The organism is Streptomyces sp. NPDC017225, assembly GCF_044331465.1.
Taxonomy (GTDB): Bacteria; Actinomycetota; Actinomycetes; order Streptomycetales; family Streptomycetaceae; genus Streptomyces.
The window spans coordinates 47,354-71,099 of sequence record NZ_JBIRNE010000024.1; the positions used below are offsets into that span (position 1 = coordinate 47,354).

15 protein-coding genes, 1 tRNA gene and 2 pseudogenes are annotated in these 23,746 nt (G+C 71.1%); 14 read left to right on the forward strand and 4 right to left on the reverse strand.

Annotated features, from left to right (window positions below; translation table 11 throughout):
• Positions 1 to 589 precede the first annotated feature (589 nt).
• Both ACH4NX_RS33730 and ACH4NX_RS33735 read right to left on the reverse strand, forming a co-directional pair.
• Complete coding sequence (locus tag ACH4NX_RS33730; RefSeq protein ID WP_398129837.1) at positions 590 to 862, reverse strand: hypothetical protein; 273 nt, start codon at positions 860 to 862, stop codon at positions 590 to 592.
• Positions 859 to 2,484: a recombinase family protein gene (locus ACH4NX_RS33735; protein WP_398153378.1), complete on the reverse strand. Its 1,626-nt coding sequence runs from the start codon at positions 2,482 to 2,484 to the stop codon at positions 859 to 861. Before ACH4NX_RS33735 ends, ACH4NX_RS33730 begins: the two co-directional genes overlap by 4 nt.
• 41 nt (positions 2,485 to 2,525) lie before the next feature.
• On the opposite strand from ACH4NX_RS33735, the pseudogene ACH4NX_RS33740 reads away from it, so the two are divergent.
• The 3 genes and pseudogenes from ACH4NX_RS33740 to ACH4NX_RS33750 form a co-directional block, all read left to right on the forward strand.
• A pseudogene (locus tag ACH4NX_RS33740) lies at positions 2,526 to 2,648 on the forward strand (DUF4244 domain-containing protein); the annotation flags it as partial.
• 106 nt (positions 2,649 to 2,754) lie between these two features.
• Positions 2,755 to 3,084, forward strand: a complete 330-nt coding sequence (locus tag ACH4NX_RS33745; protein WP_398129835.1) for a TadE family type IV pilus minor pilin — start codon at positions 2,755 to 2,757, stop codon at positions 3,082 to 3,084.
• A gap of 257 nt (positions 3,085 to 3,341) precedes the next feature.
• Entirely contained in the window at positions 3,342 to 3,740 is a 399-nt protein-coding gene (locus ACH4NX_RS33750; protein ID WP_351386923.1) for an Rv3654c family TadE-like protein, read from the forward strand.
• Here the strand turns inward: ACH4NX_RS33750 and ACH4NX_RS33755 are convergent.
• A complete protein-coding gene (locus ACH4NX_RS33755) occupies positions 3,676 to 6,159 on the reverse strand; it encodes a DEAD/DEAH box helicase (RefSeq protein ID WP_398129834.1) in 2,484 nt (827 codons plus the stop codon). The genes ACH4NX_RS33750 and ACH4NX_RS33755 overlap by 65 nt on opposite strands.
• A gap of 83 nt (positions 6,160 to 6,242) precedes the next feature.
• On the opposite strand from ACH4NX_RS33755, the gene bldG reads away from it, so the two are divergent.
• The 11 genes from bldG (at position 6,243) to ACH4NX_RS33810 (ending at position 23,088) form a co-directional block, all read left to right on the forward strand.
• Entirely contained in the window at positions 6,243 to 6,584 is a 342-nt protein-coding gene (bldG, locus tag ACH4NX_RS33760; protein ID WP_003975386.1) for an anti-sigma factor antagonist BldG, read from the forward strand.
• 105 nt (positions 6,585 to 6,689) lie between these two features.
• Positions 6,690 to 7,118 (forward strand): ATP-binding protein, encoded by a 429-nt coding sequence (locus ACH4NX_RS33765; protein ID WP_351386919.1) that lies wholly within the window; start codon positions 6,690 to 6,692, stop codon positions 7,116 to 7,118.
• Positions 7,119 to 7,474: 356 nt separating this feature from the next.
• Positions 7,475 to 9,880, forward strand: a complete 2,406-nt coding sequence (locus ACH4NX_RS33770) for a sodium-translocating pyrophosphatase (protein WP_398129833.1) — start codon at positions 7,475 to 7,477, stop codon at positions 9,878 to 9,880.
• 206 nt (positions 9,881 to 10,086) lie between these two features.
• Positions 10,087 to 10,677 (forward strand): small secreted protein, encoded by a 591-nt coding sequence (locus ACH4NX_RS33775; RefSeq protein WP_351386913.1) that lies wholly within the window; start codon positions 10,087 to 10,089, stop codon positions 10,675 to 10,677.
• 80 nt (positions 10,678 to 10,757) lie between these two features.
• Entirely contained in the window at positions 10,758 to 12,275 is a 1,518-nt protein-coding gene (locus ACH4NX_RS33780; protein ID WP_351386910.1) for a class I SAM-dependent methyltransferase, read from the forward strand.
• A gap of 584 nt (positions 12,276 to 12,859) precedes the next feature.
• Positions 12,860 to 13,057, forward strand: a complete 198-nt coding sequence (locus tag ACH4NX_RS33785) for a hypothetical protein (RefSeq protein ID WP_351386908.1) — start codon at positions 12,860 to 12,862, stop codon at positions 13,055 to 13,057.
• Positions 13,058 to 13,327: 270 nt separating this feature from the next.
• Positions 13,328 to 16,180 (forward strand): type I DNA topoisomerase, encoded by a 2,853-nt coding sequence (gene topA, locus ACH4NX_RS33790; protein WP_398129832.1) that lies wholly within the window; start codon positions 13,328 to 13,330, stop codon positions 16,178 to 16,180.
• A gap of 169 nt (positions 16,181 to 16,349) precedes the next feature.
• Positions 16,350 to 19,721, forward strand: coding sequence for a dTMP kinase (gene tmk, locus ACH4NX_RS33795; RefSeq protein ID WP_398129831.1), 3,372 nt, complete (start codon positions 16,350 to 16,352; stop codon positions 19,719 to 19,721).
• Positions 19,722 to 19,976: 255 nt separating this feature from the next.
• Positions 19,977 to 21,182 (forward strand): DNA polymerase III subunit delta', encoded by a 1,206-nt coding sequence (locus tag ACH4NX_RS33800; protein WP_351386901.1) that lies wholly within the window; start codon positions 19,977 to 19,979, stop codon positions 21,180 to 21,182.
• Between the two features lie 107 nt (positions 21,183 to 21,289).
• Positions 21,290 to 22,906 carry an alpha/beta hydrolase gene (locus ACH4NX_RS33805; RefSeq protein WP_398129830.1) on the forward strand — a complete coding sequence of 539 codons (1,617 nt, stop codon included), beginning with the start codon at positions 21,290 to 21,292 and terminating at the stop codon, positions 22,904 to 22,906.
• 108 nt (positions 22,907 to 23,014) lie between these two features.
• Positions 23,015 to 23,088, forward strand: a tRNA-Thr gene (locus ACH4NX_RS33810).
• A 319-nt stretch (positions 23,089 to 23,407) separates the two neighbouring features.
• Here ACH4NX_RS33810 and ACH4NX_RS33815 read toward each other — a convergent pair.
• Positions 23,408 to 23,746 (reverse strand): annotated as a pseudogene (locus ACH4NX_RS33815) (hypothetical protein); the annotation flags it as partial.

A 23,746-nucleotide genomic window follows, 5' to 3' on the forward strand; every position in this document is an offset into this window, starting at 1 on the left:
CTTGGGGCGCGTGCCGGTTCCGCAGTAGGGCTTGAGCGGGATTCCGCACTTGCACTTGTCATGCATGTCGGTTCCTCCGATCGATCGGAATTCGAGCCAAAGAAGAGGCACCCTCGGCGGGTGCCTTCACTGTGAAGTGAGTGAGTCGGTAAAGACTCCATGGGAGGAACAGCGAGCGCGGTTAACTCAGTGGACGTCGATTGAGTTAGCGCACTCGCTGCCCTCGGGATACAGAGAGCGAGTTGGTAAACCGCATTGGCGGCGGAACGGGCATTGCCGACAAGGCCGTTACCAATCCGTTATCAGAACCGCCGGCGAATCCCGATTATTACGGTGAGTGATTAATTGGTTACAGCTCTGCGGGAGGCTCCCTAACGGCCTATCCGGGGAGGACCGGCACCCATGGCCAGTGAGCCCTCGAGAGCAGCGCAGGCGGCCGTCTGTGCCCTCCCTTGGGCCCGTTGTCGGCAACCGGGGTTCGTGCCTCGGCGCTGGCCGGTCGGCAAAGGCTCTGTGCGCTGTCCTGCGGCACGCAAAAGGGCCCGGCGGGAGTTTCCCCACCGGGCCCCTGAAAGGCTCTCAGCGACGCTTACGCGGCTTTACAGCCGTACCGTGCCCGCGTCCACGTGAGGAACGCGCCGGGTGCCAGTAGTGCCCGCATGCGCTCGTACTCGGCTAGCCGGTCCTCGGCCCCTCGCAACTCCCGTTCAACGCGGTTCCGTTCGGCCGACTCGCGCACCTCGGCGGCCCGCTCCGCTGTCGAGAGGAACAGCCAAGAGCGGTAGGCCCGAGGTCCCTTGGGGGTGAGGTTGGCCAATTCGGCCGACAGCCGGTCTACCTCGGCCCGCAGTACGGCGCTCATGCGGCATCCTCCTTTGCGGCATTCAGGAAGTCGGCAGCGTCCGCGTGGAACGTCTCGCTGATCGTGAACCGCGAACGGTGCTCCGGCTTCTTCGGCTGAAGACGATTGACCATGAACCGCGCTCCCGCTTCAGTCAGCATTTCCCGCCGCGCGGTCACATCAGCGGTGGCCCAAACGTCAGCGTAGGTGCGGTTCGTGACCACGACTTCCCGCGTCGGTTCCACCTTTTCGCGGGATTCCAATTCGGCCAGCCGTGCGTCAAGGCCGTCCGCGCGTCGCTGCCATGCCTCCCGCGCTGCGCTACTCCGCTGCCGTCCCTCCTGCTTTTGGTGTTCTTCGAATTCGGCCAGCGTTGCGGCGATTTCGGGGGCCGGGTCGTATCCCGCGATTTCCTTCACCTCGGTCACGTGGAGTCCACCGACAGCGGCAAGGAACTTGCTTTCGACGCGGTTTTCTGCCCAGCCGATACGGACGTTCACCGGCCGTTCGCACTGCTGGCCGCGCGACGAGTAGCCACACTTGTACGTGCCCTTTTGCAAGTCGGCGTAGACGCGACCGCCGCACGACGTGCAAAAGATGATGCCCAACAGCAGAGCCTTACTGTCCTTGCGCGGAGTCTGCTTGGTTTTCCGGGAGTCCAACAGCGCGCCGATAGCGTCGTATTCCTCGCGGGTGAGGATCGGCTCAGTGGTGGACATGACCGGTGCGCCGTTGCTGTCTCGTACCGGGTTTCCGTCGTGCGTCTTCCAGCCCAACAGCGCGTGGGAGCGCATGAGCCGAGAAAGCATGGCCGGTCGCCATGAGAACTTTTCGCGGCTCACGTTCTTGCCCTTGGTCGCGCCCGTCTTTCCGCCGGTCTTCCGACCCTGCCGGATGCTCCAGTGATCGCGCGGACTCGGGACACCTTCTGTGTTCAGGTCGGTTGAAACAGCGCTAGCCGTCTTACCGGAGAACAGATCACGCATGATCCGCTCAATTACCTTCACTGCTTTCGGGTCCTGGACCAGGGTCCACCCGCCGCTTTCCAGTTCTTTGGGCATGTAGCCGTACGGCGGACGCGCGCCACGCCAGCGGAGTTCCATCGTGCGCATTGCAGCCTGTGCGCCGTTGACCCGCTCGCGGATTGCTTGCGCTTCCATTTCAGCGGCGAACGCGAACACCATCACGAGTAGGTGCGTGATCGGGTCCAGCGGGTTGCGGAAGTCCAGTACGAGACGGCCGCCCGGACCCTCGGCAAAGACGATCATTTTCCGATGTGCCTTTGCCCATTCGGCCAGCGCGAATACGTCGGCCATGCTGCGCACGAGTCGATCAAAGCGCCAGCACACAAGGGCGTCCCAGTCGTCCGGACGCTCCAGCCATGAGCCAAGTTCCGGACGCTCAAAGGGGGTTGTCTTGCTCGCGCTGACTCCGAGGTCCACGGCCTCACGGTCGGCAAGGTCGATGCCGAGTGCGCGGGCGGCATCCTCGTTCGCGCCGCGCTGTCGCTCCGGACTAGTCGTCTCGTCGGTGAGGACGCTGAGGCGAAGCACGCTGAGGCCGCGCAGGGGTGTGGTGGGGTTCATGCCGTACAGCGAGTGAGCGGGTGAAGCGAGCGCGCTGACCTGCGGTTTTGCTACCACGGGGGCCACTCCCAAGGGTGGGTGAGTTGGCACCCTTCGGATACGCGATGGGGATCGTCGCCGCGGTGGCGTTCGCCGTGGTCCTCTACAAGGTGGTGACGAGCGGCGCGGTCAGCGCGGAACTGCAGGGCATCGTGAAGCAGGCGCTCGATGCGCGGATGTGAGCGGGGAGCCGGGAATCGGGTCCGCGGAGACTCCGGCATCCACCATGACAGCGGCTCCGGCGGCCGTCCAGGCGATCGTAACGGCAGTGGCTCCGACAGCGGGTTCGTGACGGCGGAGGCGGCCGTGGTGCTGCCGGTGCTGGTGGTGTTCGCGATGGCGCTGGTGTGCGGGCTGCTCGTGGTGGCCGCTCAGATCCAGTGCGTGGACGCCGCCCGGGCGGGCGCCCGGGCGGCGGCCCGGCAGGATCCGGCCGACGCGGTCGTCGAGATCGCCAGAGAGGCGGCACCGCGCGGGGCGCGGGTCACGGTAAGCCGGGAGGAGGGCCGGGTCCGTGTGATCGTGGTGGCCGAGCCACCGGCGTTGCACGGGTTGCCCTTCGAAGTACGGGAGGAGGCCGTGGCTTCGGTGGAGCAGACGGTGGGGGTGGGGCCATGAGGGGCGGCGTCCGGCCCGGGGCGGTGACCGACCGGAGCCTCGGGCCCGATCCTGGTCTCGGGCTCGATCCCGATCCTGGTCTCGGTCTCGGTCTTGGTCCTGGTCTCGGTCCTGGTCCCGGCCCCGATCCCAATCCCGGCCTCGATCCCGGCCCCGATCCCAATCCCGGCCTCGATCCCGGCCCCGATCCCAATCCCGGCCTCGATCCCGGCCTCGATCCCGATCCCGGCCCCAGATCCGACCAAGGGTCCGCCACGGTGTGGAGTGTCGGTGCCATCGCCGTTCTGTGCGTGGTGTTCGGCATCGTGCTGGCCCTGGGGCAGGCCGTCGTGGCCCGGCATCGTGCGGCGGGTGGTGCCGATCTGGCGGCGCTCGCGGCGGCGGACCACTGGGCACGGGGCGGCACGGCGGCGTGTGCCCGGGCGGACCGGATCGCGCGGGCCCAGGGGACGCGGCTGGTGCGGTGCGTGCTCACCGGCCAGGTCTCGGACGTGACGGCGGCCTCGGGCCGGGGGCCGTTCGCTGCGGAGGCGCGGGCGAGAGCGGGCCCGGCCACGGGCGTACCACCGGACCAGGTCTCGCCGACCCGGACTACGGACCTACCGCCGGGCCCCGGTCCGCCCCCGCCCCCGCCGCCCCGCGCAACAGCACCGTGAGCAGCCGTACGGCCCCCCGCTTGTGCAGTGGCTCGTTGCCGTTGCCGCACTTGGGGGACTGGATGCAGGACGGGCAGCCGGCGTCGCACTCGCAGGAGGCGATGGCCTCCCGGGTGGCCGTGAGCCAGTCGACGGCGGTGTGGAAGGCGCGCTCTGCGAAGCCCGCGCCTCCCGGGTGGCCGTCGTACACGAAAACCGTCGGCAGCAGTGTGTCCGGGTGCAGGGGGACCGACACGCCGCCGATGTCCCAGCGGTCGCACGTCGCGAACAGGGGCAGCATGCCGATCGAGGCGTGCTCGGCGGCGTGCAGGGCCCCGCCGAGGATCTCCGGGTTGATCCGGGCCGCGTCCAGTTGGTCCTCGGTGACCGTCCACCACACCGCGCGCGTGCGCAGTGTCCGGGGAGGGAGGTCGAGTTTCGTCTCGCCCAGGACCTCACCGGTGATGAGCCGCCGGCGCAGGAAGGAGACCACTTGGTTGGTGACCTCGACGGAGCCGTAGCACAGGCGTCCGTCACCCCAGGGGACCTCGGTGTCGGTCTCGAGGACCGAGATGGCCGTCGTGTCGCGGGCGACCGTGGAGTACGACGGGGTGGCCTGCTCGACCAGCGCGACGGAGTCCTCCAGGTCCAGGGAGCGGACGAGGTACGTGCGGCCCTGGTGCAGGTGCACGGCGCCCTCGTGGACCGTCGTGTGGGAGGCGCCGGCGTCGACCGTGCCCAGCAGCCGGCCCGTCCCGGTCTCGACGACCTGGACCGGCCGTCCGCCCTCTCCACGGATGTCGGTCAGGTCGGCGGCCCGTTCCCGGCGCGTCCAGTGCCAGGCGCGGGTCCGGCGGCGCAGCAGTCTGGCCTCCTCGAGCTGGGGGAGCAGCTCCTCGCAGGCCGGGCCGAAGAGGGGCAGGTCCTCCTCGGTCAGGGGCAGCTCGGCCGCCGCCGCGCACAGGTGGGGAGCGAGGACGTAGGGGTTGTCGGGGTCGAGGACCGTCGATTCCACCGGTTGGTCGAACAGGGCCTCGGGGTGGTGGACGAGGAAGGTGTCCAGCGGATCGTCCCGGGCGACCAGCACCGCGAGGGCCCCCTGCCCGGAGCGCCCGGCCCGGCCCGCCTGCTGCCACAGTGATGCCCGGGTGCCCGGGTAGCCGGCGATCACCACGGCGTCCAGGCCGGAGATGTCGAGGCCGAGCTCGAGGGCGTTCGTCGCCGCGAGGCCGAGGAGTTCACCCGAGTGCAGGGCGCGTTCCAGGGCGCGGCGCTCCTCGGGGAGGTAGCCGCCACGGTACGCCGCCACGCGCCGGGGCAGGGAGCGGTCGACCTCGGCCAGACGTTCCTTGGCGATCACCGAGATCAGCTCGGCGCCGCGCCGGGAGCGTACGAAGGTGATCGAGCGCATCCCCTGCACGGTGAGGTCGGTGAGCAGGTCGGCGGCCTCGGCGGTGGCCGTGCGGCGGACCGGCGCGCCCTTCTCGCCCTCCATCTCGGTCAGCGGCGGTTCCCACAGGGCGAACACCAGTTCACCACGCGGTGAGGCGTCGTCGGCGACCTCGACCACCGGCAGGCCGGTGAGCCGGCCGGCCGCGACCGAGGGCTCGGCGGAGGTGGCGGAGGCGAGCAGGAACACGGGCGACGCGCCGTAGCGCGCACACAGTCGGCGCAATCTTCGAAGTACCTGGGCGACATGGGAGCCGAAGACGCCGCGGTAGGTGTGGCACTCGTCGACGACGACGTACTTCAGCGACTTCAGGAAGGAGGACCAGCGGGGGTGGGACGGCAGGATGCCGCGGTGCAGCATGTCCGGGTTGGTCAGCACGTAGGTGCCGTACTGGCGGATCCACTCGCGTTCCTCGAACGGAGTGTCGCCGTCATACACCGCGGTCCGCACTGATGTGCCCAGGGGTTGTGAAAGTTCCTTCACGGATCGGCACTGGTCGGCGGCGAGCGCCTTGGTCGGGGCCAGGTAGAGGGCGGTGGCGCCCCGTCCGTTGGGGGCCTCGGAGCCGTCCAGCAGTGTCGACAGCACCGGCACCAGGTAGGCCAGGGACTTGCCGGACGCGGTGCCGGTGGCGACGACCACCGAGTCGCCGTCCAGGGCGTGCTCGGCCACGCGTGCCTGGTGGGCCCAGGGGTGTTCGATGCCCGCGGCCCGCACCGCCGCGACGACCTCCGGCCGAATCCGGTCCGGCCAGACGGCATGACGGCCCGCACGCGGGGGCAAGTGCTCCGTATGAGTGATGCGCGTAGCCCGGTTCGGGCCCCCGGCGAGCCGGTCCAGGACCATGCCCGGACCCGGCCGGGAGCCGGGCTCCGCCGGGGGTCGATCGGATCGGTGATTCTTGGCCATCGGCACCGAGTCTGTCACTGGCGTGACGGACAATGGGACCAAGGCGTCGTGCACGCCTGCCGGTAAGTGATTGAATGCCATCGCGGCTGGCGAACCGTCCTGGGGGCTTCAAGCCGAGGTGTCCCGAAGGGCGACCCGCTCGATAGCAAGGTGCTGGAGGATCCGTGGACCTGTCCCTGTCGACCCGTACCGTCGGCGATCGTACGGTCGTCGAGGTCGGTGGCGAAATTGACGTATACACCGCGCCCAAGCTGCGAGAGCAGCTGGTCGAGCTCGTGAACGACGGGAGTTTCCACCTCGTCGTAGACATGGAGGGCGTGGACTTCCTCGACTCCACCGGGCTCGGCGTGCTGGTCGGCGGACTGAAGCGGGTGCGTGCCCATGAGGGCTCGCTGCGCCTGGTCTGCAACCAGGAGCGCATTCTCAAGATCTTCCGTATCACCGGCCTCACCAAGGTGTTTCCCATTCACACCTCGGTCGAGGAAGCGGTGGCGGCCACCGACTGACGACCGGTCCCGGGCTCTCGGGCCCGGGACCACAAGAACAAGCGAGGTCCGGGCTGTCGGCGGCCCGGACTCTCGAAAGCACGCCCGTAGTTCCGAGGGGGATGCATGGCCACCGTCGAACTCCGCTTCAGCGCGCTGCCCGAGCATGTCCGCACCGCCCGTCTGGTGGCGGCGGCGGTGGCACGCAGGGCCGGAGTGGACGAGGCCGTCCTCGACGAGGTCAGGCTCGCCGTCGGCGAGGCCTGCACGCGGGCTGTGGGTCTGCATCAGCACGTCGGCATCACGGCGCCGGTCAAGGTGTCGCTGATCGAGGAGGAGAAGCAGTTCTCCATCGAGGTCGGCGACGAGGCGCCGCACGCGGTACCCGGGGCCGGAAACCCGGGCGCCGTCGACGACGTGGAGGCCGAGGAGGACGAGATGGGTCTCGCTGTCATCAGCGGACTCGTCGACGACGTGGAGGTCACGGCCGGCGAGGGCGGCGGACTGATCCGCATGACCTGGCCGACCGCGCCGGCGGTGCTGCCGCCGGTCTGACACCCACCCCGGTCGTCCGACGCCTCGGGCGGACCACGAAAGTCACACGCGAGTCACCCGAAGGGCCCTACCTCGTAGGGCCCTTCGTCATGTGCGGAAGGCGAGGTCCGCGGTCCGCGCATACAGTGGTGCCGTGCGAGCGCCAGGTGAATTAATTCACGAGCGGATTCGCGCGAGAAATGGATCACGACAATGCGAACACCGTGTGATCGCCGTTAATGCCGGAAGGCCATTACTACTTCTGGGTCCTTTGGGTTGACAGGGTAATTCCTTTTGTCGTGCACTGTTTTGATCAGGTTCCGGTACCTACAATCCCGTCCACATCTTGAGCTCAGCCCAAGCGTCAAGGAGGACGAATGGCGGAGCTTTCCACCCCTCATCAGTTGGGCGACACCTCGACTGTCGCAGCCGCCGTGCTGACCGATTCGAACCGCGTCCTGGTCGCGGTCATCGCGGTCGTCGCGCTGGCCGCGCTGGTGCTCGCGGGCATCCTGGTACGCCAGGTGCTCGCGGCGGGCGAGGGAACCGACAGCATGAAGGAGATCGCGGCGGCCGTCCAGGAAGGCGCCAACGCCTATCTGGCCAGGCAGCTTCGCACGCTTGGCGTATTCGCCGTCGTCGTGTTCTTCCTGCTCATGCTGCTGCCCGCCGACGACTGGAATCAGCGGGCCGGACGGTCGATCTTCTTCCTGATCGGCGCGGCTTTCTCGGCGGCCACCGGCTATATCGGCATGTGGCTCGCCGTACGCAGCAATGTGCGCGTCGCCGCGGCGGCGCGGGAAGCGACACCGGCTCCGGGCGAACCCGAAAAGGATCTCACCCTCGTCTCGCACAAAGCCACGAAGATCGCATTCCGCACGGGCGGCGTGGTCGGCATGTTCACGGTGGGGCTCGGCCTGCTGGGTGCCTGCTGCGTGGTGCTGGTGTACGCCGCCGACGCGCCGAAGGTCCTGGAGGGTTTCGGCCTCGGTGCCGCACTGATCGCGATGTTCATGCGGGTCGGCGGCGGCATCTTCACCAAGGCCGCCGACGTCGGCGCCGACCTGGTCGGCAAGGTCGAGAAGGGCATTCCGGAGGACGATCCGCGCAATGCCGCGACCATCGCCGACAACGTGGGCGACAACGTCGGCGACTGCGCGGGCATGGCGGCCGACCTCTTCGAGTCGTACGCCGTGACCCTGGTGGCCGCGCTGATCCTCGGCAAGGTGGCCTTCGGGGACTCCGGGCTGGCGTTCCCGCTGCTGGTACCGGCGATCGGCGTGATCACGGCCATGATCGGCATCTTCGCGGTGGCGCCCAGGCGGTCCGACCGCAGCGGCATGAGCGCGATCAACCGGGGCTTCTTCATCTCCGCGGCGATCTCCCTGGTGCTGGTGGCGGTGGCCGTCTTCGTCTACCTGCCCGGGAAGTACTCCGAGCTGGACGGTGTCACCGACGCGGCGATCGCCGGCCGGGACGGCGACCCGCGGATCCTCGCGCTCGTCGCGGTGGCGATCGGCATCGTGCTCGCCGCCCTGATCCAGCAGCTCACCGGCTACTTCACCGAGACCACCCGACGCCCCGTCAAGGACATCGGCAAGTCCTCGCTCACGGGCCCCGCGACCGTCGTCCTCGCCGGTATCTCGCTCGGCCTCGAATCCGCCGTCTACACCGCCCTGTTGATCGGCCTCGGCGTCTACGGGGCCTTCCTGCTCGGCGGTACGTCGATCATGCTCGCGCTGTTCGCGGTGGCGCTGGCCGGCACCGGCCTGCTCACCACGGTCGGTGTGATCGTCGCCATGGACACCTTCGGGCCCGTCTCCGACAACGCGCAGGGCATCGCCGAGATGTCCGGCGACGTCGAGGGCGCCGGCGCCCAGGTGCTCACCGACCTGGACGCGGTCGGCAACACGACCAAGGCCATCACCAAGGGCATCGCCATCGCCACCGCCGTCCTCGCGGCGGCGGCCCTGTTCGGGTCGTACCGCGACGCCATCACCACCGGCGCCGCGGACGTGGGTGAGAAACTGAGCGGCGAGGGCGCGCCGATGACCCTGATGATGGACATCTCACAGCCCAACAACCTGGTCGGCCTCATCGCGGGCGCGGCGGTCGTCTTCCTCTTCTCGGGGCTGGCGATCAACGCCGTGTCGCGGTCGGCGGGCGCGGTGGTCCACGAGGTGCGGCGGCAGTTCCGGGAGCGTCCCGGGATCATGGACTACACCGAGAAACCGGAGTACGGCAAGGTCGTCGACATCTGCACCAGGGACGCCCTGCGGGAACTCGCCACGCCCGGGCTGCTCGCCGTGATGGCGCCCATCTTCATCGGGTTCACGCTCGGAGTGGGCGCGCTCGGCGCGTTCCTGGCGGGCGCGATCGGCGCGGGCACCCTGATGGCGGTGTTCCTCTCCAACTCCGGTGGCGCCTGGGACAACGCCAAGAAGCTCGTCGAGGACGGTCACCACGGCGGCAAGGGCAGCGAGGCCCACGCCGCCACCGTCATCGGCGACACGGTCGGCGACCCGTTCAAGGACACCGCGGGCCCGGCGATCAACCCCCTGCTGAAGGTCATGAACCTGGTGGCGCTGCTCATCGCTCCGGCGATCATCAAGTTCTCCTACGGTGCCGACGAGAGCACCGGTGTACGGGTGGGGATCGCCCTCGTCGCGCTCGCCGTCATCGCCGCCGCGGTCTACGTGTCCAAGCGGCGCGGGATCGTCATGGGTGACGAGGGCGACACCGACCAGGAACCCAAGTCGGCGGATCCGGCGGTGGTTTCGTAGACCCGGGCTCGAAGCCTCCGAGGAGGCGCGGGTCAAAAGGCGGGCGTACGGCGCGTATTGACGCGTCGTACGCCCGTGTCGTGCGTGCGCGCGCCCTTCATCGTGAGCCTTATCTCTCTTGGTGCAAATGGCTGCAATACGGTCCTAACGGATGTTCGTCCTGCGGATGTCCCCCATCCGGCGTGTATGTTCCGGGGCCGAGAGCCATGGAAGGGACCAATCCGGTGAACAAGAAGCTCGCGGCCGCACTGTCCGGCGGTGCGGTACTGGTACTGGCGCTGACGGGATGCAGCAGCGACGACGACAACGACAAGCTGGACTCCTGGGCGAAGGAGGTCTGCGACGGAGTGCAGCCGCAGGCCAAGAAGATCGAGGCGGCCAACGCGGCGATCCAGAAGGAGACCTCGGACAACAGCACGCCGGAAGAGGTCCAGAAGACCGACGCCAAGGCGTTCCAGGACATGTCCGACGCCTACAAGGCGATGGGCGGCGCCGTCCAGAAGGCCGGGGCACCGGATGTCGAGGAGGGCGAGAAGAAGCAGAAGGACGCGGTCACCGAACTCAACGGCCTCTCCTCGTCGTACGCCTCCCTGAGGAAGCAGGTGGAGGCGCTCGACACCAAGGACCAGGCGAAGTTCGCCGACGGCCTCAAGGACATCGCCACCGAGCTGAACAAACTCAGCAAGAGCGGCAGCGACGCGCTGAAGACCCTCGAGGAGGGCGACGTCGGCCAGGCGATGGCCAAGCAGGCCAGCTGCAAGTCGGCCTCGGTGACGCCTTCGGCCACGGCCGGCTGACCTGAGCCGCACGGGCGCGGGGCGGGGGCGCGGGCCGCGGGACCACAGCAGGGTGCGGGTCGCGGGGCCACAATGGGGGAGTGAGTAACGCCAGCCTGTCCCCCCTGCCCTCCGCCGACCGCCCCGACGTCACAGCCCGGCTGCGGGACGCCCTGCTCGGGGCCTCCTTCACCGCCGACGGACTGCTGGAGCTGCTCGGCGCCCCCGCCTACGCGGCGCTGTCGCGCAGCGAGACCGTGCCCGCGCTCCGGGCCACCCGCGGCGACACGCCGCTGGAACTCCTCGTACGGCTGTTCCTGCTCCAGCAACCCGCCCGCCACGCGCGTGTGGCGGACCTGCTGCCCGTCGACGCGTGCCTGGAGAGCGGCTGGCTCGTCCGCGCGGGCGACGACGAGGTGGCGGCCACCGTGGACGTACGGCCGTACGGCGGGCCCGGGGGCGAGGACTGGTTCATCGTCTCCGACCTGGGCTGCGCGGTCGGCGGCGCCGGTGGCATCGGCAACCACGCCCAGGGCGTCGTCCTCGGCGTCGGCGGCGCCTCCACGACCCTCGCGGGCCTCACCGTCCGTACGCCCGTCTCCGCCGCCCTCGACCTCGGCACCGGCTCCGGCATCCAGGCGCTGCACGCCGCCGCGCACGCCACGCGCGTGACGGCGACCGACGTCAACCCGCGCGCGCTGCACATCACCGCGCTCACGCTCGCCCTGTCCGGGGCCCCGGCCGCCGAACTGCGGGAGGGTTCGCTCTACGAGCCGGTCGCCGACGACGAGACGTACGACCTGATCGTGTCCAACCCGCCGTTCGTGATCTCACCGGGCGCCCGCCTCACCTACCGCGACGGCGGGATGGGCGGGGACGATCTGTGCCGCTCGCTCGTTCAGCAGACGGGGGAGCGTCTGAACGAGGGCGGGTTCGCGCACTTCCTCGCCAACTGGCAGCACGTGGAGGGGGAGGACTGGACGGACCGGCTGCGCTCCTGGGTGCCGCGCGGCTGTGACGCCTGGATCGTGCAGCGCGAGGTGCAGGACGTCACGCAGTACGCGGAGCTGTGGCTCAGGGACGCGGGCGACCACCGCGGCGACGCGGCCGAGTACCAGGCGCACTACGACGCGTGGCTGGACGAGTTCGAGGCGCGCAAGGTCAGGGGCGTCGGCTTCGGCTGGATCACGCTGCGCCGGACCGGTGCCGCCGAGCCCTCGATCACCACCGAGGAGTGGCCGCACCCGATCGAGCAGCCGCTCGGCGAGACCGTGCGCGCGCACTTCGACCGCGTCGACTACCTGCGTGCCCACGACGACGCGGCCCTGCTCGAAGCGCACTTCACGCTGGCCGGTGAGGTCGTCCAGGAGCAGGTCGGGCTGCCCGGCGCCGAGGACCCGGAGCACGTCGTCCTGCGCCAGAACCGCGGCATGCGCCGGGCCACCCGGGTCGACACCGTCGGCGCCGGTTTCGCGGGCGTCTGCGACGGCACCATGAGCGCCGGCCGCATCCTGGACGCGATCGCCCAGCTGGTGGGCGAGGACCCGGTGGCGTTGCGCGACCGCACGCCCGCGCAGATCCGGCTGCTGGTGGAACAGGGGTTCCTCGAACCCGCGTAGAGCCACGGGGCTGCTGCGCGCGGCTGAACGGCGCTGACACGGCCCGCCCGCGAGGACCCGGTCGGCGGCCCCGCCGCGCCCCGCGCCCCAGGGGCCGTGCGTCCCCGGCCCCTGGGGCGCCGTACGTTCCTGGTCCCCGGCCGCTCCCCGGTCCTGGCCGCGCCGTACGTCCCTGGTCCCCGGCCGCCGTACCTCCCCGGCCCCGCGCCGTACGACCCCGACTCCGACCCCGTGCCGCACGTCCCTGTCCCCGGTCCCGGCCCCATCGCCCCATCCCCGGCCCCGCGCCACACGTCCCTGTCCCCGGTCCCGGCCCCATCGCCCCGTCCCCGGCCCCGCGCCACACGTCCCAGCCCCAGCCCCGTCCCCATCGCCCCATGCCCGCCCTCAACCCATCGTCGTACGGCCGGCGGATCCCTGGCTTCCGCGGCGACGTAGGGAAAAGCGCGGTTCCGGCGCGGAACCGGCCACGCGCGGGGGCAGTCGGCTCGCCGTTCACCTTGGGTTCGCCTGCCCGCCGCCGTCGCGTGACAGCCTCCCGAAGGCTGGACACGCGCAGGCTGGAGAAAAGGGGCACGGGGACCATGGAGAGCGGGCCGGCGATCTTCGCGGGAATGGTGTTCGCCCTGTTCGGGGCCGGTCTGCTGGTGTGGACCGCGACGCGGGTCCGGCACGGCCGGCCGGTCGCGCACGGTGTGAGCCCCGTCGCATCGGCGACCGTCGCGAGCGTCGCCGCGGTGGCCGCTCTCGCCCTCGGGGCATGGTGCCTGACGCACGTGTGAGCGGCCGGTTCCGGCCCCCGGTAGCGCCCCCGCCCGAGTAATCGGGGGATCGCGCTCCGGATACACACATCAGGGCCCGTAAACACTCCGGGCGGCAGGAACAGGGTTCGTCGGGTTACCGTTCGAGTGGCCGTTGCGGGCTTTTCCCGTTTGACACGGGGGCGGGAGGTACCGTCACACTCCGCAGCGTCACGACCGAAACGCAGCACGACCCCGACCCCGGGAACACGGCCTGGGGAGGCCCAGCGTCGACCGGAGAGAAGAGCGAAGTTGTCCCCGACCAGCGAGACCGCGAACGGCGGCCGCCGACTCGTCATCGTCGAGTCGCCTGCCAAGGCGAAGACGATCAAGGGCTATCTCGGCCCTGGCTACGTCGTCGAGGCGAGCGTCGGGCACATCCGCGACCTTCCCAGCGGTGCCGCGGAGGTGCCCGAGAAGTACACCGGTGAGGTCCGCCGCCTCGGTGTGGACGTCGAACACGACTTCCAGCCGATCTATGTGGTCAACGCTGACAAGAAGGCGCAGGTCAGGAAGCTCAAGGACCTGCTGAAGGACTCCGACGAGCTCTTCCTCGCCACCGATGAGGACCGCGAGGGCGAGGCCATCGCCTGGCACCTGCAGGAAGTCCTCAAGCCGAAGATCCCCGTCAAGCGCATGGTGTTCCACGAGATCACCAAGGACGCGATCCGCGCCGCCGTCGCCAACCCGCGCGAGCTCAACCAGAAGCTCGTCGACGCCCAGGAGACCCGCCGCATCCTCGACCGCCTCTATGGCTACGAGGTGTCGCCGGTCCTCTGGAAGAAGGTCATGCCGAAGCTGTCGGCCGGCCGCGTCCAGTCCGTCGCCACGCGCCTGGTGGTGGAGCGGGAGCGTGAGCGCATGGCGTTCCGTTCCGCCGAGTACTGGGACCTGACGGGCACCTTCGCGACCGGCCGCGCCGGTGACGCCTCCGACCCGTCGTCGCTGGTGGCACGCCTGCAGACCGTCGACGGCCGGCGTGTCGCGCAGGGCCGTGACTTCGACTCCCTGGGCCAGATCAAGAGCGCGAACACCCTCCACCTCGACGAGGCGAACGCCCGCGCGCTCGCCGCCGCCCTGGAGGACACGCGCTTCGCGGTCCGCTCCGTGGAGTCCAAGCCGTACCGCCGCTCGCCGTACGCCCCGTTCCGTACGACGACGCTGCAGCAGGAAGCTTCGAGGAAGCTCGGCTTCGGCGCCAAGGCGACCATGCAGATCGCCCAGAAGCTGTACGAGAACGGCTACATCACGTACATGCGTACGGACTCGACGACCCTGAGCGACACGGCGATCAAGGCCGCCCGCGCCCAGGTCACGCAGCTGTACGGCGCCGACTACCTCCCCGCACAGCCGCGGACGTACGCCGGCAAGGTCAAGAACGCGCAGGAGGCGCACGAGGCGATCCGCCCCTCGGGCGACCGCTTCCGCACGCCCGCCGAGACCGGACTCACCGGCGACCAGTTCAGGCTCTACGAGCTCATCTGGAAGCGGACCGTCGCCTCCCAGATGAAGGACGCGACCGGCAACAGCGTCACCGTGAAGATCGGTGGCGCCGCCTCCGACGGCCGGGACGTCGAGTTCAGCGCCTCCGGCAAGACGATCACCTTCCACGGCTTCCTGAAGGCCTACGTCGAAGGCGCGGACGACCCGAACGCCGAGCTGGACGACCGCGAGCGCCGGCTGCCGCAGGTCGCCCAGGGTGACGCGCTGACGGCCGACGAGATCACGGTCGACGGCCACGCCACCAAGCCCCCGGCCCGCTACACCGAGGCGTCGCTGGTCAAGGAGCTGGAAGAGCGCGAGATCGGCCGCCCTTCGACGTACGCGTCGATCATCGGCACGATCCTGGACCGCGGCTACGTCTTCAAGAAGGGCACGGCACTCGTCCCGTCCTTCCTTTCCTTCGCCGTCGTCAACCTCCTGGAGAAGCACTTCGGGCGGCTCGTCGACTACGGCTTCACCGCCGAGATGGAGGGCGACCTCGACGCCATCGCCCGCGGCGAGGCCCAGGCGGTGCCGTGGCTGCGCCGCTTCTACTTCGGTGAGGGCACGGGCAACGGCGGCGCGGCCGACGCCGGCAACGGCGACGGGGACCACCTCGGCGGCCTCAAGGAGCTCGTGACCGACCTCGGCGCGATCGACGCGCGCGAGGTGTCGTCCTTCCCCGTCGGCAACGACATCGTGCTGCGCGTCGGGCGCTACGGCCCGTACGTCGAGCGCGGCGAGAAGGACTCCGAGAACCACCAGCGCGCCGACGTCCCCGAGGACCTGGCGCCGGACGAGCTCTCCGTCGAGCTGGCGGAGGAACTGCTCGCCAAGCCGAGCGGCGACTTCGAGCTGGGCACCGACCCCGCCACCGGCCACGCCATCGTCGCCAAGGACGGCCGCTACGGCCCCTACGTCACCGAGGTGCTCCCCGAGGGCACCCCGAAGACCGGCAAGAACGCCGTGAAGCCGCGTACGGCCTCGCTGTTCAAGTCGATGTCCCTGGACACGGTGACCCTCGACGACGCGTTGAAGCTCATGTCGCTGCCGCGTGTCGTCGGCGCCGACGCGGAGGGCGTCGAGATCACCGCGCAGAACGGCCGCTACGGCCCGTACCTGAAGAAGGGCACGGACTCGCGGTCCCTCCAGGCGGAGGAGCAGCTCTTCACGATCACGCTGGAGGAGGCGCTGGCGATCTACGCCCAGCCCAAGCAGCGTGGCCGGGCCGCGGCCAAGCCGCCGCTGAAGGAGCTGGGCACCGACCCGGTCAGTGAGAAGCCGGTCGTGGTCAAGGACGGCCGCTTCGGCGCGTACGTCACCGACGGCGAGACCAACGCGACCCTGCGCTCCGGCGACAGCGTCGAGGAGATCACGCCGGAGCGCGGCTACGAGCTGCTCGCCGAGAAGCGCGCCAAGGGGCCCGCCAAGAAGACGGCGAAGAAGTCCGCCGCCAAGAAGGCCCCGGCCAAGAAGGCGACGGCGAAGAAGACCGTGGCCAAGAAGACGGCGGCGGCGAAGACGACGGCCGCGAAGAAGACCACGGCCAAGACCACGGCGAAGAAGACGGCCACCAAGACGGCCGCCAAGAAGGCCACCGCGTCGGAGGCGTTGGAGGACTGAGCCCGGCTCAGCAGCCGCTGAGCCCGCCGACCCTCCACGCATGCCACACACGCCACGCCCTCCACGCGCTCTTCGCGAAACGAACGCCCCGGCATCATTTCGATGTCGGGGCGTGCGTACGTTCGGCCGGACACGCCGGACTGTCGGCGACGGCAGATAGGCTGAACGCATGACGCGAGCCGAGCAGCCAACGGCCACTCACCCCGCCCCGGACGACGCCCTGGTCGCGGACTCCCGCGAGCGCGCCGTCCGCGCCCTGCTGCGCCGCCCGCAGTTGAGGCGGTTGTGGAGCGCACAGCTCGTGGGGGGTGTCGGCGACATCCTCGCCCTCCTGGTGCTGGTCCTCCTAGCCGTCCAGGCCGCGATCGGCGCGGGCTCGTTCGGCGGGGGCTACCGGGGCGTGGCGTTCGCAGTGGCGACCGTTTTCGGCGTACGCATCCTGGCGACGCTGCTCTTCGGTGCCGTCCTGCTCGGACCCCTCACCTCACTCACCTCACCGGACGGACCGCTCGACCGGCGCTGGACCATGGTCGGCGCCGACGGGTTGCGGGCCGCGCTGCTGATCGTCGCTCCGCTGTGGATCGACTGGACGCCGGACGACGCGCTCGCCGTCCTCCTGGTGACCGTCTTCGTCACCGGCGTCGCCGAGCGCTTCTGGACGGTGTGCCGGGAGAGCGCGGCCCCCGCGCTGCTGCTCGCGCCGCCGCTGGAAGGCGCGACGGTACGACCGCTGCCGGACCACATGGACACCCTGCGCCGCCTGTCGCTGCGTACGGGCTTCGTGGCCATCCCCCTCGCCGGCGCCGTGCTGGTCGTGGCGGGACTGCTGAACAACCTGCTGGGCGCCGGCATCGACTGGTTCGCCGAGCATCAGGCGGCGCTCGGCTCGTACGTCGCGGCCGGGCTGTTCGCCGCGTCCCTGTCCGTGGTGTCCTTCCTGGAGCTGCCCGGGATCCGCACACCGCGCGCGCGGTCGCCGCTGGAGGGCATGCGCCGTCCCAAGAGCGGCACCGGCGTCGACAAGGGCCGCACCGGCGTCCTCCCGCTGCTGGTGGTCGCCTGCGCCGCGGTCGCCGCCGTGGTGTCCGCCGTGGTCGCCGTGGCGGTGCTGCACGCCAAGGACCTGGGTGGCGGCCCCGTGCTGTACGGCCTGATGGTGGGCGCGTTGACCGGCGGTGTCGTCCTCGGTATCCGAACGGCTCCCGCCCTGCTGCCGTCCCTGTCGCGCCGGCGGCTGCTGGCCCTGGCGATCGCGGTCGTCGGCGTCGCCCTGCTGGCCGCCGGGCTCGTCCCGGACGACACCACCGTGCTGCTGCTCCTCACACTGGCGGGCGTCGGCTCGGGCGTGACCGCCAACACCGGGCACACGCTGCTCGACCAGGAGACCGAGGAACACCGCCGGGCGCGGACCACGGAGCACCTGCACGCGGTCGTCCGCCTGTACGTGGCGCTCGGCGCGGTCGTCGCGCCCGTGGTGGCGGCCTCGATCGGGCCGCACCGGCTGGAGAACGGCAGGTTCGTCTTCGCGCACGGCGGCGCCGCGTTCATCCTGATGCTGCTGGGCGCGCTGCTGCTGCCGGTGGCCGCGCTGGTACTGGCCAAGGTCGACGACCGCTCCGGGGTCCCCCTGCGGCACGACCTGCGGGACGCGCTGCTCGGCGGCGACGACCCGGTGCCGACGCCCGTGTCGAACGGCTTCTTCATCGCTCTGGAGGGCGGCGACGGCGCCGGGAAGTCCACCCAGGCCGAGGCCCTCGCCGAGTGGATCAGGGGCAAGGGCCACGAGGTCGTGCTGACGCGCGAGCCGGGGGCGACGCCGGTGGGCAAGCGCCTGCGGTCGATCCTGCTGGACGTGTCGAGTGCCGGCCTGTCGCACCGCGCGGAGGCACTGCTGTACGCCGCCGACCGCGCGGAGCACGTCGACACCGTGGTGCGGCCCGCGCTGGAGCGGGGCGCCGTGGTCATCTCCGACCGGTACATCGACTCCTCGGTGGCCTACCAGGGCGCCGGCCGCGACCTGTCGCCGACCGAGATCGCCCGCATCAACCGCTGGGCGACCGACGGGCTCGTACCGCATCTGACCGTCCTGCTGGACGTCCCGCCGGAGACCGCGCGCGAGCGGTTCACCGAGGCGCCCGACCGGCTGGAGTCGGAGCCCGCCGAGTTCCACGCGCGCGTGCGCTCCGGTTTCCTGACCCTTGCCGCGGCCGACCCCGGGCGTTACCTCGTCGTGGACGCGGGCCAGGAGCCCGAGGCCGTCACCACCGTCGTACGCCACCGGCTCGACCAGGTGCTGCCGCTGTCCGAGGCCGAGATCAAGGCCCAGGAGGAGGCGCGCCGCAAGGCCGAGGAGGAGGCGCGCCGCAAGGCCGAGGAAGAGGCCGCGCGCAAGGCCGAGGAGGAGCGCCTGGAGCGCGAGCGACTCGAACAGCTGGAGCGGCTGCGCGCCGAGGAGGAGGAGCGCAAGCGGCGCGAGCTGGAGGAGGCACAGCGGCGCGAGGCCGAACGGCAGGCTGAGGAGGCCCGCCAGCGGGCCGAGGAGGCCCGTCGCAAGGCCGAGGAGGAGCGGGCACGGCTCCTGGCGGAGGAGAAGGCGCGCGCCGAGGAGGAGGAGCGGCTGCGGGCCGAGGCGGAGCGACGCCGCAAGCAGGCCGAGGAGGAGGAGCGGCTGCGGGCCGAGGCCGAGGCCCGGCGCCTGGAGAAGCAGCGCAAGGCCGAGGAGGCCCTGATGCGGGCCGAGGAGGCCCGCCGGGCGGCGGAGCAGGCGGCGGCAGCGGCCGCGGCGGGTCCGAAGCCGACGGCACCTCCCGCGGCGGACGCGCCCCGTCCGGCGCCGCCCGCTCCGGCTGCCTCGCGCCCCTCGGACGCGATGACCGTGCCGACGCCGGTCGTGACCCCGACGAACGCCTCGGGCGGACCGGTGGAGGACACGGCGGTACTGCGGCCGGTGCGGGACTCGGCCGACTCCCGTGACGACCGGGGTGGCGCCGAGGACGCCGTCCGGCGCGGGCGCGGCGACGACGGCCGGGCGCCCGGGGCACCGGGAGCCTCCGAACGCGAGTCCGGGCACGAGCCCGAATCCGAGTCCGAGGTGACGACCGAGCTGCCCATGCCGCCGGTGCCGGGTGCGGCGGACGAGACGGCGGTGCTGCCCGCGGTGGAGCCCCGGGCCGCCGACGAGACGGCGGTCCTGCCCCCCGTACGCGAGGACGACCCCGCCGACCGGGTGCCGCCCGGTTACTTCCGCGAGGAGGGCCCGGCCGCTCGTACCGACCGGTCCGAGGAACCCCAGGACCGCACGCGCGAGCTGCCGCGGATCGACCCGGACCAGGCACCGCCCCGCAGGCCGCGCCCGGACTGGGCCGAGGAGACGCCGCTGGACGACCTGCCGACGCTGGCGGACGAGCTGCTCGGCCCGCGCGACGGCGAGCGTGACGGAGGCGGCCCGGGCGACGCCCGGGGTGACAGCCGTGGCGATGGCAGGGGCGACGGCCGTGGCGATGACGAAGGCCGCCGGGGGAAGGGCCGGGGCCGGCGCTGACCGGCCGGGCCGCCGACCGCCGGCCGCCGACCTCGGGCCCATGTGGCCCTCAGGGCCCATGGGTGGCCTCCGGGGCCATGTGGCCCTCAGGCGACGTGGCCCCAGGGCCCCCAGGGCCACGGGGTGGCTCCCGGGCTCCCGGGCGGCCCGACACGCGTTGTCAGTGCCGCACCGCACAATGGAGGACGCGGCGCGGAGCAGTGCGGCGGAGTGTGACGGAGCGTGACGGAGCGTGACGGAAGGACGGTGTGACCCATGACCGTGTGGGACGACCTCGTCGGGCAGGAGAAGGTGAGCGAGCAGCTCGCCGCCGCTGCCCGGGACGCCGACGCCTTCGTCACCGCCGCCGCGGCCGACGGCCCGCTCCCCGAGGCGTCGAGCATGACCCACGCCTGGCTGTTCACCGGCCCGCCCGGTGCGGGGGTGACGCAGACGGCGCGGGCCTTCGCCGCCGCTCTGCAGTGCGTGAGCCCCGACCGCGCCCTCGGTGGTGTCCCCGGCTGCGGCTTCTGCGACGGATGCCACACGGCGCTCATCGGCACGCACGCGGACGTCAGCACGGTGGTCGCCGTGGGCGCGCAGATCCTCGTGGAAGCCATGCGCGACACGGTCCGCAAGTCGTTCACCTCGCCGGCGACCGGCCGCTGGCAGATCATCCTCGTCGAGGACGCCGAGCGGCTGAACGAGAAGTCCGCCAACGCCGTCCTCAAGGCCGTCGAGGAGCCCGCCCCGCGTACGGTCTGGCTGCTGTGTGCCCCGTCCGTCGAGGACGTCCTGCCCACGATCCGCTCCCGCTGCCGCCACCTGAACCTGCGCACGCCCTCGGTCGGTGCCGTCGCCGACATGCTCGTACGGCGCGAGGGCATCGAGCCGGACGTCGCAGCCGGCGTGGCCCGGGCCACCCAGGGTCACGTCGACCGTGCCCGCCGCCTGGCCACCGACCCGGCCGCCCGCGAGCGCCGGGCCGCCGTGCTGAGACTCCCGCTGCGCGTCGAGGACGTCGGCAGCGCCCTCAAGGCCGCCCAGGAACTGGTCGACGCCGCCGCGGAGGACGCCAAGCAGCTGGCCGAGGAAACGGACACCAAGGAGACCGAGGAACTGAAGGCCGCCCTGGGCGCGGCCCAGGGCGGTCGGCTGCCGCGCGGCACGGCAGGCGTGATGAAGGAACTCGAGGAGAACCAGAAGCGACGCAGCAGGCGCACCCAACGCGACAGCCTCAACCTCGCGCTGACCGACCTCACCGCCTTCTACCGCGATGTCCTGGCTCTCCAGCTCGGGTCCCGCGTGGCGATCGCCAACACCGACGCGGAGGACGCCCTGGAGCGCCTCGCCCGCGCCGGCACACCGGAGTCCACCTTGCGCCGTATCGAGGCCATCGCGGCCTGCGGGGATGCCCTCGACCGCAATGTGCCGCCGCTGCTCGCGGTGGAGGCGATGACGATGGCGCTGAGAGAGGGCTGACCCGCCAGAGCGTTGGAGGCCACGTCCGCCGGTTGACGACGTAACTCTTACGAGGCACGCAGAGCACGCACTGCGACGATGGTGTCGCCGAGAGTTACGCTCGCTCAATGCACACAAGGCGCACCCACCGCAGGACCCGCACCGGCAGGACCCGTACCGGAGCCACGCTGCTGGCCGCCGCGCTGCTCGCCACCGCCTGCTCGGCCGGGGGCGCGTCGACGTCCGCCGGTTCGGCGGCGGAGGCGGCCGGCTCGACGGAGGCGGCGAAGGCGACCCTGGCCGCGCTGCCGCAAGCCACGCCCTCCGCGCTGACGCCGTACTACGAGCAGAAGCTGAGCTGGCGCGACTGCGGCGTCCCCGGCTTCCAGTGCGCCACCATGAAGGCCCCGCTCGACTACGCGAAGCCGACCGAGGGAGACGTCCGGCTCGCCGTGGCCCGCAAGAAGGCCACCGGCCCGGGCAAGCGGCTCGGCTCGCTGCTGGTGAACCCGGGCGGACCGGGCGGTTCGGCGATCGGCTACCTCCAGCAGTACGCCGGCATCGGCTACCCGCAGGAGGTCCGCGCCCAGTACGACATGGTGGCGGTCGATCCGCGGGGCGTGGCCCGCAGCGAGCCCGTCGAATGCCTCGACGGACGCGGGATGGACGCGTACACGCGGACGGACGTCACCCCGGACGACGAGGGTGAGGCGGCCGAGCTGGTCGACGCGTACAAGGGGTTCGCGGAGGGCTGTGGAGCGGACGCGCCGAAGCTGCTGCGGCACGTGTCGACCGTCGAGGCGGCCCGGGACATGGACGTACTGCGGGCGGTGCTGGGCGACGAGAAGCTGAACTACGTCGGAGCCTCGTACGGCACCTTCCTCGGCGCGACGTACGCCGGCCTGTTCCCCGACCGGGCGGGCCGCCTGGTCCTGGACGGAGCGATGGACCCGTCCCTGCCCGCGCGCCGGCTGAACCTGGAGCAGACGGCGGGCTTCGAGACGGCGTTCCAGTCCTTCGCGAAGGACTGCGTGCGGCAGCCCGACTGCCCCCTCGGCGGTAAGGGGACCACCCCTGAACAGGTCGGCAAGAACCTCAAGGCCTTCTTCGACGACCTGGACGCCAAGCCGGTCCCCACGGGTGACGCCGACGGCCGCGAGCTCACCGAATCCCTCGCCACCACCGGCGTGATCGCGGCGATGTACGACGAGGCCGCCTGGCCGCAGCTGCGTGAGTCCCTGACCTCGGCGATGAAGGAGAACGACGGCGCCGGCCTGCTGGTCCTGTCCGACAGCTACTACGAGCGCGAGGCCGACGGCGGCTACAGCAACCTGATGTTCGCCAACGCCGCCGTGAACTGCCTCGACCTCCCCGCGGCCTTCTCCTCCCCGGACGAGGTGCGCGACGCCCTCCCCGACTTCGAGAAGGCGTCCCCGGTCTTCGGCGAGGGCCTCGCCTGGTCCTCCCTGAACTGCGCGTACTGGCCGGTGAGGCCCACGGGCGAGCCGCACCGCATCGAGGCGGCCGGTGCCACCCCGATCGTCGTGGTCGGCACCACCCGCGACCCGGCCACCCCGTACCGCTGGGCCGAAGCCCTGGCCGGCCAGCTCTCCTCCGGCCGCCTCCTCACCTACGAGGGTGACGGCCACACCGCCTACGGCCGCGGCAGCGCCTGCGTCGACTCCGCGATCAACACGTACCTGCTGCGCGGCACCCCGCCGGAAGACGGCAAACGCTGCTCGTAGCCGACCCCGGACCGCCCCGGAACCCTGGCCTCCGGGGCGGTTACGAAGCACCCCGGGAAACTGTGTAGACTTACCGACGTTGCTGATCGCACCATAGGTCCGCAGCGCGCCGCCTTAGCTCAGATGGCCAGAGCAACGCACTCGTAATGCGTAGGTCTCGGGTTCGAATCCCGAAGGCGGCTCCGAGAAACCCCGGGTCACACTGTCTGTGACCTGGGGCTTTTTCATTCCGTGACTTCGTTTCGACCCCTGCGAGCCGTTGCCATGTCTGACAGGCTCGGGAGCATCGGTACAGCGGTCCTGGGGCTGCTGGTGATGCCTTGTGTCTCGGAGCGGACGTCTGGTCTTCAGCGGGGTGCGGTGCATGGCGATGGAGCACGGTGGAGTGGCCGTACTCGGTCGTGGCCGCGCTGGTGGAGCGGTGCCGGGCGGTCCTGTGCGGGGCCGCCCGGCGGGCTACGGGCGTGACGGCATGTCAGTCCCGTCGCTGGAAGGAGCCCGTCACCCGATCGGAATGTAACGGCCGCCGCGGAAGATGCAACGGCGGCCGTCGACCATGTACACGGACTCCGCGCGCGGCGGCTCGGCCTCGTGGCGCGAGGGCGGGTACGGCGCGGGCGCCGGGCCGGCGCTGTACGGGGATGCGTAGGACGACGGGCCGCCTCCGTGCGGGGACGGCCGGAAGGGCATGGGCGGTGGGTCGGTGTTGTACGGGGATGCGTAGGACGACGGGCCGCCTCCGTACGGGGACGGCCGGAAGGGCATGGGCGGTGGGTCGGTGTTGTACGGGGATGCGTAGGACGACGGGCCGCCTCCGTACGGGGACGGCCGGAAGGGCAT

Coding starts and splice junctions, on each gene's coding strand:
- tmk (WP_398129831.1), top strand. CDS start 16,350: ATGACGCGAGCCGAGCAGCCAACGGCCACTCACCCCGCCCCGGACGAC.
- ACH4NX_RS33805 (WP_398129830.1), top strand. CDS start 21,290: ATGCACACAAGGCGCACCCACCGCAGGACCCGCACCGGCAGGACCCGT.
- ACH4NX_RS33800 (WP_351386901.1), top strand. CDS start 19,977: ATGACCGTGTGGGACGACCTCGTCGGGCAGGAGAAGGTGAGCGAGCAG.
- ACH4NX_RS33755 (WP_398129834.1), bottom strand. CDS start 6,159: ATGGCATTCAATCACTTACCGGCAGGCGTGCACGACGCCTTGGTCCCA.
- ACH4NX_RS33775 (WP_351386913.1), top strand. CDS start 10,087: ATGGAAGGGACCAATCCGGTGAACAAGAAGCTCGCGGCCGCACTGTCC.
- ACH4NX_RS33765 (WP_351386919.1), top strand. CDS start 6,690: ATGGCCACCGTCGAACTCCGCTTCAGCGCGCTGCCCGAGCATGTCCGC.
- ACH4NX_RS33730 (WP_398129837.1), bottom strand. CDS start 862: ATGAGCGCCGTACTGCGGGCCGAGGTAGACCGGCTGTCGGCCGAATTG.
- ACH4NX_RS33785 (WP_351386908.1), top strand. CDS start 12,860: ATGGAGAGCGGGCCGGCGATCTTCGCGGGAATGGTGTTCGCCCTGTTC.
- ACH4NX_RS33770 (WP_398129833.1), top strand. CDS start 7,475: ATGGCGGAGCTTTCCACCCCTCATCAGTTGGGCGACACCTCGACTGTC.